Genomic DNA, 13615 nt, shown 5'->3' on the forward strand with positions numbered 1-13615 from the left:
AAGCAAGACTGTAAATTCAGGTGGAGAGAAGGTTGTATGCGATGCAATGTGAGAGCTGTCTGGTGGAAGAGAAGGGATATAGCGTCTACTTTGATAAACGTTCGGAAGCGGCGTTTCTCGACAAGTACGTAGCGAACTATCCAGCTTCGCAGCAAGTTAAAATCAATGACCAGTTTTATTGGCTGCATGAGAAACTATTTTATAATATGCTTGATTATGCACTTGCACACTTGAACGTTGGCGGAATCAAGGCTGTAGAAGCGAAGCGAGAAGCGGCTTCAGCTGCCATCGACAGGCTGCGGCCTATTGAGCAGTTCCAGCAGGAGCGTGATGCGCATTGGATCGATGACGTCATTCGCAAGCCATCTATTCAAACCTATTACCAGCCTATCGTTGCGATGAAGGGATCCGACGTTGAACCGATTGGTTTTGAACTGCTGTCACGGGGGTTGTCGGCGGATGGGAAAATGATTTCCCCATACGATATGTTCGAGGCTGCTAAGCAGCGAAATCGTTTGTTCGCGCTCGACCGAGCATGCCGTTTGGAAGCGGTAAGGAATGCGGGACAAGTAAAGGGGAAGATGGCGTTTATTAACTTTTTGCCAACTTCTATTTATAATCCGCAGCATTGCTTGCAATCTACCGTTAAGCTGGTTGAAGAGATCGGCATATCGCCGGAATCCATAGTATTTGAGGTTGTGGAAAGCGCCGAAGTGAAAAATCTGGAGCATCTGAAGAGCATTCTGAACTATTATCGTGAATATGGGTTCCGATACGCGCTCGATGATGTTGGGACAGGCTTTAACAGTGTTGAGGTGCTTGCCGAGCTGGAGCCTGATGTTGTGAAGCTGGCAATGGAGTTTGTGCAGGGTGTCAGCAATGATCCTGCCAAACGGAAGGTAGCTATGGAGGTAGCGAAAATTGCCGGGGACAAAGGGGCGAAATTATTGGCCGAAGGCATCGAGAGCCGCGATGACATGGAAAGTCTTAAGGAGCTTGGATATGAGTGGTTCCAAGGGTACTATTTCGGTAAGCCAACAGCGCAGCCGCAGTTAGTTGGATTCTGATTATACATAAAATTGAAGCCTGACAGCTGCAAGAAGCTGTCAGGCTTTTTTCCTGCGACTATCTATAACGGCAGCTGAGGATGCTATTTTAAAGGTTGACCAAATATGAATATATATTTATACTTAGTCTAAATCATTAAAATGAAGGCGGGTTGGCATGATGAACAAAATCAATTTGACGGTGCAGCGTAAAGCGATTTTTGAAGTGGTACAGCATGCGCAAGACCATCCAACGGCAGCCGATGTCATTGAGAGACTGCGCGGCAAGGGCTTTAACTTCGCATATGGAACGGTATACAATTCTTTGCGTTATTTAACAGATGTCGGATTAATTCGCGAGCTGAAGCTGGGTGAAACGGTAAGCCGTTATGATGCCCGAACGGACGAGCACCAGCATATCGTATGCACAAAGTGTGGAAGAGTAGATGAGGTGCTCGCTGATTTGCCGGAGGAATGGCTGAAGAAGGTGGCTCTGGAAACGAAATATACGATCGAGCATGCACAGGTCGTTTTAGAGGGGGTTTGTGAGCAATGCGCGATGACAAAATAATGCTGACAGATGAGATAAATATAAGTGTGAGCGCCGTATTCGACAGTCTTGATCCAGCAAGCTATTCCGGAGATAAAGAGGTTCAAAGCGGGACGCTCTGTTCGCTAACGCAGCGGATAATGATTATTAGCCCGCTGCCCGAGCGCGTGAAGAGCCTGCTCATAGCGCTTTCTGCGGAATGCTTCGACGTGTTTTCCTTGCATGATTTCAACAAGAACATGCTGCAAAGCCTGCAGCCGGAGCTTCTCGTTTATGATGCCATCCCCGTTATTAACACATCAGACGGAAACACTTTGCAAGCAGGACAGGAGCTGCTGCAGTCAGCCGAGCGTCACGCTGTGCCGGTTCTCGTCCTGCTGGATCAACAATCCTTTGATAAGCGTGAGACAGCTGCCCTTGGAGCAGCGGAGCTTCTTGTATGGCCGGCGAAGCCGGAGGAGGCCGTTCAGCTGATTAATCGCATGCTTCAGAATCGACCTGCAGTCGCAATGAACATGCTCACCGAGGATATCCGCGTGTTTAAGGACATTCGCATCGATTTAAAAAAAATGACGGTTGATCGCGGCGGCTGCCGCATCGAACTGACAAAGACGGAATACGATCTGCTGCTTCATTTTATCTCGTCGGACGGCTCGGTCCTCTCCCGTGAATCGCTGCTAGACAATGTATGGGGGCTGCAGTACTTCGGAGGCAGCAATCTGGTGGATGCCCATATTAAGAGCTTGCGCAAAAAGCTTAAGGACAGCGCGGTTTCACCACGGTACATTGTAACTGTACGCGGCGTGGGTTACCGAATTGCGGATGGCCACGACCATTAACAATAAACCTAAAAACTGGCGCATGCTCCTAGTGAGCATGCGCCAGTTTTTCATGAAATGGTCATTGTTCCATTATGAGTTTCATAAATTATAAGCCGTCAAAGTGTCGATTCTACTACAATCTGTTGTAAGGTTTACGATTTGCAAATATAATATAGTTAAATTGAACTATATAATGCTCAATCGAAACGGCAAACCTATTGAAAAGTAGGGACGCAAAGCTATGGACCTAAGGAAGAACATTCTATGGCCGCCAAGTTACCGAAGGTGAGGTGATTCCTATGTCAGATCATATGAGTGAGCAAGAAATATTGAATTTATTAAAGATACTCGACCAAGATTCTCGAGCAGAGGAAAGAGAAGGGATAAGGGCATCTTCAACAACTGATCTTAACATAGATGATAAGGTAGAGAACGGATATATTAAGGTTGAATATGGAAAAATTATTGTTATGAATCCGTTAAACGGGGGGAAGTTCCCGGTCATCAAGGCAAAGCCTCCTGTTAGGCTGTTTGTCGATGAACAAGAGATCTTTACAGAGGCAAAGGTTACTTCTGAAAGCGTAATAGATTGGAAAGTCGAAGAGCAGTGCCTATTTCAAGTGTCGGTATCCGAAAATAAGATTAATGCATTTTTAACCATCCATCGACCAAAGAGATATGCGTGGTCGTTAGCGGAAAAGGCGCCGGCATTGGAAGTAACACTTATAGCGGAGGAAGATACATCAATCATTTTAGAAACAGTGAATCTGCAAGATGTTCTTACAGAAATTGAAAATAAAAATATTAGGATAAATCTTGATGTGCCAGCTGTGCAAATGGAGATCCTTCAGCCTTCATATCGACCTGTGAAAATTGCGGAAGGCAAACTCCCTGTTCAAGGCCAAGATGCCCAGTTGGATCTGTTCTTTTCAGAAAATATCGAGAATATTTTTACCGAGGTAAGAGGTGTAGTTGATTATAAAAATTATGTAAACATTCCTTCCGTCAAAAGAGGAGATGTCATTGCGAAGAAAACCCCGCCTGTTGAAGGGCAGGCGGGGTATGATGTGTATGGAAATGTGTTGCCCTCCGATCCGGTCAATGACATTCGTATTGCAGGGAAGGATAACGTGGAAATTACAGCAGATTCCACTGTCATCGCTCTGAAAGGGGGGAGACCTCGAGTTACGGGGAATCAGATAAAATACTTTGATATTAATACTGCTTATTTAGTACCCGGTAATGTTGATTTACAAACCGGAAATATTGTATTTTCCGGTGACGTGATTGTCTACGGTGATGTTATGGATAACATGATTATTGAATCGCTTGGGAATATTTACGTGGCTGGCAGTGTTTTTAATTCGACCTTAACCGCTACGGGAAGTATTGCGGTAAAGGGAAACGTCATAGGAAGCAATTTGTATTCTGGATATTTCGGGATGTTATACAACAGGCTTTATAACAGTTCTAAACAATTAAAGGACATTCTCGAGAAAATGATGGAAAGCGTAAAAATGTTACTCCATGAAACAGGCAAGAAGAATATACAGATACGATATGGGCAGGTGCTGCTGCTCATTACGGAGAGTAAATACCAGCAAGTATGGGGTATTGTGAAGGAACTGCTTGGCGTGATTTCAAGTATACAGTCTTATAATAAAGACGCATTGCAGCAACTGAAATACTATTTGGATTTATTTTTGCAGCCCACTAAAATTGTTGAGATGATGACAGCTCCGAGAATGGAAGATTTTATGCGTGTTTTGAAGGAAGCCTTCATGAGAATCGCATTAAGTCAGGAATCACATGTTCAGATCAACATTAACCAAGGTCAAAAATCCACATTAAAGTCGAATGGGGATATTCTGATTCGAAGAGAAGGCGTAATCCAATGTGATCTTTACTCAGCAGGGAATATCATTTTCTTTTTGGATAACTCCGTATGTCGAGGTTCCAAGCTTGAAGCGGGAGATACCATATCTGCCATGTATGTAGGGGGTATTACGGGAGCTGCCACCATTCTTAAGGCAACCAAGAAAATCGTTATTAAGAAAATGTTTGAAGGTCGAGTCATCGTGGACCGGTACAGTATGGATATATTTGAGCCGGTTGAAGATCAGACGTTTGATCGCAACAGTTTAAAACGAATGGCTTAAGCAGAGTATTTATCGAGCTAAGTTATCGGACTGCTGGTGAGCCGCTTTTCCAGGTGAATCCCCATTTGCGCATCATATCGTTTTGAAGTACGATAAGAGAAATAAAAGGGCATCTACACCAGGAAAATGGGGGTAGGGACAGGTGATGCTGTCTACAGAAATGATCCAGGCCGGCTCGATCATCGTATCGCTGCTAGCGTTTACTGCACTTATGATCCTTCGCTTGCGGGCGGGAAAACAACCGACCTCCCTGCGGAAAATCATCATCCCTCCGCTGGGTATGGCTACCGGATTTATCATGTTCGCCTTCTCGGCCACGCATATTCCGTGGTTGTGGGGGTTATCCGCATTCGGTACAGGATTGCTGATCTTCGCATTTCCTTTAATAGTGACTACGAGATTGGAGCGGGTGCAGTCCGAGATTTATGTGAGACGCTCCAAAGCATTCCTGTTCATTATGATCACGCTTTTTGCGGTGCGGCTATCGCTTCATAGCGTCGTGGAGCAATATATGTCGATCCCGCAGACGGGAGCAATCTTCTATCTGGTTGCGTTCGGCATGATTATTCCATGGCGTCTTGCTATGGTGAGCGACTATATGAGGCTGCAAAAGGTAGAGTCGTAGGCTGTGAGGGGAAAACGAATAGGAATTCGAAGTTTATAACGGGTAAAACGAATGAAAAGAACCGCTTTCTTCTAGCCAATGGCTATTAGGGGAAGTGGTTTTTTTGTCATCGTTTATAGTATGCCCAGCATCCGTTTGTTTGACAGCTTGTTTACTGGCGTGGTATTCTTGTTATATTATAAATTGCATACAATTAAATTTTCTAAAATGTATATCGAACTAGAGGAGGCAGTCAGCAATGAGTATTCATTCTTTTGAAGTAGAGACGATCCATGGTGAACAGGTGAGCATGGAACAATATAAGGGAAAGGTATTAGTCGTGGTAAATACTGCAAGTAAATGCGGATTTACACCGCAATATGCCGATTTACAAAAGCTGTATGTGGAGTACAAAGAGCAAGGACTGGAAATTCTCGGCTTCCCAAGCAATCAGTTTGGTGAACAGGAGCCAGGCGCGAATTCGGATGTGCAGAGCTTCTGCGAAATTAATTACGGTGTGACCTTCCCCTTGTTTGCGAAGACTGATGTGCGTGACAGGACAGCTCATCCTCTTTTCAAATACTTGACAGAGGAGGCGCCCTTTGAGGGCTTCAATACAAATGAACCAAGCGGCAAAATGCTGAATGCCTTCCTACAGGAGGAGCTCCCTCATTACCTTGAGGGCAACTCGATCAAATGGAACTTCACAAAATTTCTGATCGATCGGGAAGGCAACGTCGTCAATCGTTTCGAATCGACCACTGAACCAATTGATATGAAGGCTGCTATTGAGCAATTGCTGTAGTGCTCCCTCACCCAAAAATGAAATTGATGGGACTTCATGGCGAAAAACGCCCCATTTATTGGTTATTTCCGTCGATTAAGAGCAGTGTATGACGTTTTCCGTTTGTTCATAGCGGGCTTTGGAGTGATCTAACAGCTCGCCCAGCGACGTTGCGAAGCGATTACGGACCGAGGACGACAACGGAAACAGAGCGAGTGGGTCAGAGCGGTTATACCATTTGATGAAGTCTGACGGAGTACGATTATTTATCAGATCAACTTCATATTGGCGCACTAGTCATTCAATCGGGCGCAAGCCGAAATAACAGTGTGAAAATGGATAGAAACGGCATTGCCGTTCTGTCCATTTTTTTATGCCGAGGTGGATGGGAAGCATCGGCTTAAAGTCGTTGCTATTTAATTTATAAAAGTTTTAAATGTGCAAAAAAAATATAATAAATCGAAAGTATGTGAAGGCGTAATATATACCTTTATCTTGATATTACTTGTTTTATTTATATATTAAAAACAAAATGGCCATTTTTTATTTTAGGTGATTACATATCAAAATTTAAGAGATAGATTATGGCAATGAGCGAGCACAGAGCAAAGTGTTTTAGTGCAACGTCTTTTCTTTACTTGTCAATCCAAAGGGTGAAACTGTGACATAAAAAATCAGGCGAGAACGCAGTGTGCAAACAGATATATTTTTAAAAAACTGGTTATACTACCCATCAAATCGATGAATTTCTCGTCGCAAGCATCTAATTGTGGGGTGATCAGCAGCGTGAAGGAGCAAAGCAAGGGAGAGAGATTTTCGTCCTCGGGGTTTATATTGGCGGCAATAGGAAGCGCAGTCGGGCTGGGGAACATGTGGAAGTTTCCTTATATCACGGGCTTATATGGGGGAGCGGCATTTTTTTTGCTCTTTATCGTATGTTTGCTTGTAGTCGGAATACCGGTGCTGCTTGCAGAGCTTACGGTTGGCAGAGGAGGGCGCGGTAATCCATCAACCTCGCTTTTTCGTCTCAGCGGCAGTAAGTTTTGGGGCAGGCTTGGATTTATCGCCATATTGGGCCCCTTCATCATCTTATCCTTTTATGCGGTAGTGGCAGGATGGACGCTGCATTACGCAGTCCTGTCGTTTACGGGCAGGCTGTTTGCAAGTGAGGATTTCGCTGGTCTATTTAGCGAGTTTGTCGGGGGCTGGATGCCGGTCGTATGGCAATTTATCGTGATGCTTCTGACAGGAGCAATCATCATGCGAGGCGTATCGGCTGGAATCGAAAGGTTTAATAAGGTACTTATACCGGGACTGGTTGTTTTACTGGTGGTGCTTGCCATTCGGGCATTGACGCTTCCTGGAGCGGGAGAGGGGGCAGCCTTTTTCCTGAGGCCCGACTTTTCTAAGCTAACGGCTGAATCGGCGCTTGTTGCACTTGGGCATGCCTTCTTCTCTTTATCGCTGGGCATGGGCGCGATGATCACCTACGGAGCTTATGTCGATAAACGGCAATCGCTTGGGGGTGCCACGCTGGCAATCGGGCTTGGCGATCTGATCTACGCTTTTCTGGCGGGGCTAATTATTTTTCCGACGACCTTTGTTTTCGGGCTCGAGGCTTCTCAAGGACCGGGGCTCGTCTTCGTCGCTTTGCCTGCAGCCTTCTCTGCCATGCCGTTAGGGGCATTATTCGGCGGCTTATTCTTCGTGCTGCTTGCGTTCGCAGCGCTCACCTCGGCGGTATCCTTACTCGAGGTGCCCGTTGCTTTTGTTCGGGATGTATTTGGCTGGAGCCGCGGGCTTTCGACTGTTGTACTAAGCTTGCTATGTTTCCTTGTTGGAGTGCCACTAGCCTTGTCATTAGGAAGCAAGGCACCATGGCTCACATTCGGCGGCAAGTCGTTATTTGACTGGGTCGATTTTGTCTGCTCCAATATCGTACTGCCGCTTGCGGGATTGGTTATTACCTTATTTGTAGGTTATGTATGGCGCGGCGCGGCCGAGGAGTCAGGTCTCTCGGCCTGGTGGTTCCGGTTATGGCTATTCATGCTGCGATACGTCGCACCTTTGCTCGTTTTGCTCGTATTTCTCTATTCAGCAGGCATTCTGAAGATCTAAGCTGTTCGTCACCTGTTACCGTCCATTGGGACTTGTTTACCTATTCCTATTAGTGCAGGCGTTAAGGAAGCCGTTCAGAGATATAGAGTATTATAATTTCGGCAAAATTTGTGTATTATAAGAGGATGAATATTTTCCGTAGGAAAGGTTGGTCGCAGATGGAGAATACAGTGGAGAATAAGTCCTCATCCTCTAATTTTATTAAAACCATAGTAGTAGAAGATTTGAAGAGCGGCCAGGTGCAGGAGGTTGTCACCCGCTTTCCGCCGGAGCCGAACGGCTATTTGCATATTGGTCACGCGAAATCGATCTGTCTAAACTTTGAGCTCGCCGATGAGTTCAAAGGCAGAACGAACCTTCGCTTCGATGATACGAATCCGCTGAAGGAAGATACCGAGTATGTGGAATCCATTCAAGAGGATGTCCGCTGGCTCGGCTTCGAGTGGGACGAGCTTCGTTTCGCTTCCGATTATTTCGAAGAGCTTTATAATCGGGCCGTGTTGCTTATTAAGAAAGGTAAAGCGTTTGTCTGCGATCTGAATGCAGAGCAAATGCGCGAGTACCGGGGCTCGTTGACCGAGGCGGGTAAGGAAAGCCCTTATCGCAACCGCAGTGTGGAGGAAAATCTAAATCTGTTCGCGCGTATGCGCGCAGGCGAGTTTAAAGATGGCGAGCGGGTGCTTCGCGCCAAAATCGATATGGCGTCGCCGAACATTACGCTGCGTGATCCTGTTCTGTATCGTATTTCGCACACGCATCATCACCGGACGGGCGACGCTTGGTGCATCTATCCGATGTACGATTATGCACATCCGCTTAGCGATGCGATTGAGGGAGTTACGCATTCGATCTGTACGCTGGAATTTGAAGATCACCGTCCTCTGTACGATTGGACGATCGCGGAATGCGAGATGGATGCAACGCCGCGTCAATACGAATTTGCTCGTCTGAACGTGACGAATACGGTGATGAGTAAGCGTCTGCTGAAGCAATTGGTAGACGAGGCGGTTGTAGCAGGCTGGGACGATCCGCGCATGCCGACGATCAGCGGACTTCGCCGCAAAGGCTACACGCCGGAAGCGCTGCGCGCGTTCTGCCGCGAGATCGGGGTTTCGAAGAGCAACAGTCTTGTCGATGAACGGAATCTGGAGCATTTTATTAGAGAAGATCTTAAGCTGAAGGCGCTTCGCACGATGGCTGTCGTTCGTCCGCTCAAAGTGGTCATAACGAACTATCCCGAGGGTCAAACCGAGCTGCTGGATGCGGAGAACAATGCGGAGAACGAAGCGATGGGAATCCGACAAATTCCGTTCTCACGCGAGATTTACATTGAACAGGACGATTTTATGGAAAATCCTCCGAGCAAATATTTCCGTCTCTTCCCCGGCAATGAAGTGCGCCTCAAGCATGCGTATTTCATCGTCTGCCAAGAGGTGGTCAAGGACCAAGGCGGCAACGTTATCGAGCTGCGCTGCACGTATGATCCAAAAACGAAGAGCGGAACAGGGTTTAACGAGCGTAAGGTAAAAGGCACGATCCATTGGGTTGAGGCGTCGCAAGCGGTGCCTGCCGATTTCCGGTTGTTTGAGCCGCTCATTACGAGTGAAGCGGAGGAGGAAGGCAAGCCGTTCCTCGAGTGCATTAACCCGAATTCCCTTGAGGTGCTGCAAGGCTTCGTCGAGCCTAACATGAAGGATGCCAAGGGCGGCGACAAGTTTCAATTTTTCCGTCACGGCTACTTTAATGTCGATTCAAAGGATTCCACCTCTGAGAAGCTGGCCTTCAACCGGATCGTATCGCTGAAGAGCTCGTTCGATCCGTCCAAAGCCTAAGCTGAACGCAACCTGCAGCCCGCCGAGCATCACTTACTCGGCGGGCTTTCTTTCTATATTATAAGGAGGTTGAAAAATGAAACAGCGGCAGGAGATTGTCGGCTTGATTTTGGCGGGCGGACAAAGCTTGAGGATGGGCACAGACAAAGCAATGCTGCAGATGAATGGGCGGCCGCTGCTCTATCGGCTTGTTCAGCAGCTATACGCACTAACAGCATCGATCACGGTTTCCATAGGCTCCCTGGAACGGGAAACGGGATATCGTGAAGCGCTTGGCGAATATGCTAATGAAGTAGAATTTGTGGTTGACCGCTTTCCCGGCTGCGGACCGCTATCGGGCTTACACGCGGGCTTGTCTCATATAAAGGCCGAATATGTATTCGTTATCGCATGCGATATGCCAACGTTATCGCTGCCGGTGTTCCAGTTGCTAGCAACACATAGAGAGAGCGGCGCCGATGTGATTCATACTGCGGGTCAGCCCTTCCATGCGCTTTATCACACAAGAACGTCCGAGCAAATACAAGCAGCGCTCGAAGCAAAAGACTATCGATTAATGAGCCTGCTTCGTCAGCTTCACACCGCAGAGCTTCCTTCCTTAGAAACGGATTCCTCTACCTTATTCGCAAATTTGAATACACAAGATGATTATAAGAGGTATTTGGAGAAATATTTGGAGGCTTAAGCAACACTTAAAAGGTTTAAAAAGGGGAGGGCAAAGAGATGGCAAGCATGTCCAGTCAACAGTATGAAATCGTCGATGCGCAGCTAAGTGATTTGGCGCGGATTGTTGACATATATAACTCGACAATCGCAAGCAGGATGGTGACGGCCGATTTGGAGCCGGCAACAGTGGAGAGCAAGCGGGCTTGGTTCGATGAGCATTCGCCGGATTTTCGGCCATTATGGGTGCTTCGTATAGACGGGGAAATTGCCGCTTGGTTTAGCTATCAATCGTTTTACGGAAGGCCCGCTTACAATGCGACAGCTGAAATCAGCATTTATATCGCGCCGGAATATCGCGGCCGCGGCTTAGGCTCCATCCTGATAGAAAAGGCGATTAAGGAATGCCCGCGTTTAGGACTGACTGCGCTGGTCGGCTTTGTGTTCGGACATAATGAGCCCAGCCTGATGCTGCTGCGCAAATTTGGCTTCGAGCAGTGGGGGCTGCTGCCGAAAGTAGCAGTGCTGGACGGCGTGGAACGCGATTTGGTCATCTTGGGGAGGCGTTTATGAAGCGAACCTTGTGGTAAGCGATATTCATGGGATGCCGGACATCTGGTTTGGCGATTATTTTCCGGCAGCGTTATTTCGGTGAGGGTTGATGTTTCATTGGCGGTCCTAGAGCTATATCCTGCACTCTGCACTACTATCTTCAATCCTGTTGATGTTAATATAGAAGCAATGATTCAAAATGCTTAATAAGGAAAGGAAGATCAACCCTTGAGTAAATTTTGGAGCCCGCTAGCGGCGTCGCTGGTCCCTTACGTGCCAGGCGAGCAGCCGAAGGACAAGACGTATATTAAGTTGAATACGAACGAAAATCCGTACCCTCCTTCACCTAAGGTTATAGAGGCGATCAAGGCTGCGGCGGACGCTGATCTGCGCTTATATCCCGACCCCACCTGCGAGGTACTCGTACAGGCGGCGGCCAACTATTATGGACTTCCCTCGCAGCAGGTATTCGTCGGCAACGGGTCGGATGAAGTATTGGCTTTTGCTTTCGCAGCCTTCTTCGATCCGGCGAAAAAGCTACTATTTCCGGATATCACCTACAGCTTCTATAAAGTGTACGCCAAATTCTATGGCCTGCAGACCGAGCTTATTCCGCTGGACCACCAGTTTAATGTGCAGGTGGAGCAATATGCTGGGGACAACGGAGGCATCATTATTCCGAATCCGAATGCCCCGACAGCGCAGCTGCTGCCGCTGGACGAAATCAGGAAGCTTCTTGATCGCAATCCGAATCAAGTCGTTATCATAGACGAGGCGTACATCGATTTTGGCGGGCAATCGGCTGTGCAGCTGATTTCGGAATATCCGAATTTGCTTGTCGTGCAGACGCTTTCGAAATCCAGATCACTCGCGGGACTTCGCGTCGGGTTAGCTTTTGGCAGCGAGGAGCTCATTGACGGGCTGAACCGAATCAAAAATTCATTTAACTCCTATACGCTTGATCGTCTTGCATTGGCAGGCGCAGTCGCTTCGCTCGAGGATGAGGCTTATTTCCGTGAAACCACGGATAAGGTCATCGCAACAAGGGATCGCGTCTCGGGCCAGCTTGCGGAGCTGGGCTTCAAGGTAACGTCTTCCAAGGCGAATTTTGTCTTTATCTCGCATCCTTCGTTAGCGGCGAAAGCCATTTTCCAGCAGCTGCGCGATAAGGGTGTGCTCGTTCGTTACTTTGATCAGCCGCGTATTGATGAATATTTGCGTGTCAGCATCGGAACAGACGAAGAGATGAATGCCTTTATTCGGGCGCTTCAAGAATTGACAGGCCAATAGATGAAGGAAAAAACGGAGGAGCAAGTCCTTGTTCGAAGATCAATGCGCTTGGTGCTGCTGCTGAGCGTGGTCTACGCGCTGGCAGGAAATATATTTTTTTATTCTGGCTATTATAATAACAACGTTATTGAGTGGAGCTATTTGATAAGCGTCATAATGATTATTGCCTTTGCGTTACCGGTCGTCATGCTGTTTCGGAATCGGCACTGGTATTTTCCGCTATTCATTTTTTTGTTTTGGATCCCCTTTAGCGTTCTGATTGCCTTTTTGCTGAGTCGTGTGCTTCCGCTCTCTGGGGAGCAGGATTTGGCGCTGATGCTTTTCTATTTCTTGATCTTAAATCTGATGGTTATCTTAGTCGGGATTGCGCTCGGGATGAGTATTAACGGATTTTTAATGCTTTGGAAAAAGCTGAAGCGTCCGACTGAATAAGACAACAATGAAAAGGAACGGTTCATTTCTGGCTATTAGCCTGGGAGAAACGTTCCTTTTTTGTGTTGACATTTTGTTCATTCAGGCTTAAAATATCGTTTAACTAACGTTCGTTAGGCAAGGGAACGAATGGCGTGTGATAGAGGTGGAAGATATGAATACGAATAGTTCTACAGCGCAACGTATTAAGCAGGCTGCTTTGACCATGTTCACAGAGTCGGGCTATGAGGGGGCGTCGCTCTCTGAAATCGCGAAGGCAGTGGGCATTAAGACGCCTTCAATCTATGCGCACTACAAGTCGAAGGAGCAGCTGTTCCTTCAGCTCATTCATGAGGTTATAGATGAAGAACGACAGCAGTATGCAGCGCTGCTTGAAGAGCTTGAGCGCGAGCCAGTCAAGGAGCAGATTTATCGGGTATTCGATTTTTTCACCGATCTGAGTCATTTGACGACCGGTCAGGCGTTTCTGAAGCGGACGATTCTAGTGCCGCCGCGTCATTTGCGGGAGCAGCTGAGACAGGATTTTTTGCGGCATGAGAACGGACTTACGGAAGGTCTGGCGGCAGTATTGACCCGAGGAATTGAGGGGGGGCTGTTTCCTGGAAAGGACAAGGAACGTATGATTGCGGTCTTTTACGTATGTGTGGATGGGCTGCTCGTGGAAAATCAATTATATGAAGAAAAGCTGTACGACGAAAGAAAACAAATGATTTGGTTAGCATTATGGCAGCTTTTGACGATGACACCAAGAGAGGATTGAACGC

13 protein-coding genes and 1 riboswitch are annotated in these 13615 nt (G+C 47.2%); all 13 genes read left to right on the forward strand.

The window, feature by feature from the left end; translation table 11 throughout:
* Nucleotides 1–41 precede the first annotated feature (41 nt).
* A complete protein-coding gene (locus tag ACO9K6_RS05590; RefSeq protein WP_424766556.1) occupies nucleotides 42–1067 on the forward strand; it encodes an EAL domain-containing protein in 1026 nt (341 codons plus the stop codon).
* Between the two features lie 160 nt (nucleotides 1068–1227).
* Nucleotides 1228–1617 (forward strand): Fur family transcriptional regulator, encoded by a 390-nt coding sequence (locus ACO9K6_RS05595; RefSeq protein WP_424766693.1) that lies wholly within the window; start codon nucleotides 1228–1230, stop codon nucleotides 1615–1617.
* On the forward strand, nucleotides 1599–2435 hold the full coding sequence (locus ACO9K6_RS05600) for a winged helix-turn-helix transcriptional regulator (RefSeq protein WP_424766557.1): 837 nt from the start codon (nucleotides 1599–1601) through the stop codon (nucleotides 2433–2435). Before ACO9K6_RS05595 ends, ACO9K6_RS05600 begins: the two co-directional genes overlap by 19 nt.
* A 180-nt stretch (nucleotides 2436–2615) precedes the next feature.
* Nucleotides 2616–2701: riboswitch (cyclic di-GMP riboswitch) on the forward strand.
* A 15-nt stretch (nucleotides 2702–2716) separates the two neighbouring features.
* Nucleotides 2717–4576 carry a DUF342 domain-containing protein gene (locus tag ACO9K6_RS05605; RefSeq protein WP_424766558.1) on the forward strand — a complete coding sequence of 620 codons (1860 nt, stop codon included), beginning with the start codon at nucleotides 2717–2719 and terminating at the stop codon, nucleotides 4574–4576.
* Nucleotides 4577–4721: 145 nt separating this feature from the next.
* Entirely contained in the window at nucleotides 4722–5201 is a 480-nt protein-coding gene (locus ACO9K6_RS05610; protein WP_424766694.1) for a CcdC family protein, read from the forward strand.
* A 238-nt stretch (nucleotides 5202–5439) separates the two neighbouring features.
* Nucleotides 5440–5985: a glutathione peroxidase gene (locus tag ACO9K6_RS05615; RefSeq protein WP_424766559.1), complete on the forward strand. Its 546-nt coding sequence runs from the start codon at nucleotides 5440–5442 to the stop codon at nucleotides 5983–5985.
* Nucleotides 5986–6705: 720 nt separating this feature from the next.
* Nucleotides 6706–8082, forward strand: coding sequence for a sodium-dependent transporter (locus ACO9K6_RS05620; protein ID WP_424766560.1), 1377 nt, complete (start codon nucleotides 6706–6708; stop codon nucleotides 8080–8082).
* Nucleotides 8083–8240: 158 nt separating this feature from the next.
* A complete protein-coding gene (locus ACO9K6_RS05625; protein ID WP_424766561.1) occupies nucleotides 8241–9914 on the forward strand; it encodes a glutamine--tRNA ligase/YqeY domain fusion protein in 1674 nt (557 codons plus the stop codon).
* Nucleotides 9915–9990: 76 nt separating this feature from the next.
* Nucleotides 9991–10599, forward strand: coding sequence for a molybdenum cofactor guanylyltransferase (gene mobA / locus ACO9K6_RS05630; RefSeq protein WP_424766562.1), 609 nt, complete (start codon nucleotides 9991–9993; stop codon nucleotides 10597–10599).
* 47 nt (nucleotides 10600–10646) lie between these two features.
* Nucleotides 10647–11150, forward strand: a complete 504-nt coding sequence (locus ACO9K6_RS05635; protein ID WP_424766695.1) for a GNAT family N-acetyltransferase — start codon at nucleotides 10647–10649, stop codon at nucleotides 11148–11150.
* A gap of 207 nt (nucleotides 11151–11357) precedes the next feature.
* Complete coding sequence (gene hisC / locus ACO9K6_RS05640; RefSeq protein ID WP_424766563.1) at nucleotides 11358–12419, forward strand: histidinol-phosphate transaminase; 1062 nt, start codon at nucleotides 11358–11360, stop codon at nucleotides 12417–12419.
* The gene (locus ACO9K6_RS05645) at nucleotides 12420–12851 is read left to right on the forward strand and encodes a hypothetical protein (RefSeq protein ID WP_424766564.1); all 432 of its coding nucleotides are present in this window, start codon (nucleotides 12420–12422) and stop codon (nucleotides 12849–12851) included.
* Nucleotides 12852–13005: 154 nt separating this feature from the next.
* A complete protein-coding gene (locus ACO9K6_RS05650; RefSeq protein ID WP_424766565.1) occupies nucleotides 13006–13611 on the forward strand; it encodes a TetR/AcrR family transcriptional regulator in 606 nt (201 codons plus the stop codon).
* Nucleotides 13612–13615 lie beyond the last annotated feature (4 nt).

This window comes from Paenibacillus praedii (assembly GCF_049725345.1).
GTDB lineage: Bacteria > Bacillota > Bacilli > Paenibacillales > Paenibacillaceae > Pristimantibacillus.